Genomic DNA, 385 nt, shown 5'->3' on the forward strand with positions numbered 1-385 from the left:
GTTAAGCGGTAATTTTGCTAATGCTTTTATAGTTGCGGATGGCGATGTCAAAATAATAGACGATGTTGCTTTAGAGGATGTTTTTATTATTGCAGGAAAAGATATTGAGAATGCAAGTGACAAGAATGATTTCTCAATTAAAAATTCATTTTTTTTCTCTAAGGAAGAGGTTGATCTTGAATTGAAGGGGAATAACACTATAGATGGCTTTTGGATTTATTCCGGTGATGATATCGATATTGATATTAAAGGTGGAGGGAATAAAGAGTGGGTTGGGGGGTTAATAGCAAGAAGCGATATTGATTTTGATACTAATGGGCGTTACAACTTTCGTCATGCTTCAGCAAGCACAGCATTTTCTCAGCTAGCTGGTGGAGCAGGTAGT

The 385-nt window shown here is 36.6% G+C and carries 1 protein-coding gene; it reads left to right on the forward strand.

The window, feature by feature from the left end:
* A partial coding sequence (locus RMT89_RS41480; RefSeq protein ID WP_315888930.1) for a hypothetical protein occupies window positions 1–385 on the forward strand: 385 nt, incomplete at both ends.

The organism is Streptomyces sp. P17 (assembly GCF_032436805.1).
In the GTDB taxonomy this organism is placed as follows: domain Bacteria; phylum Actinomycetota; class Actinomycetes; order Streptomycetales; family Streptomycetaceae; genus Streptomyces.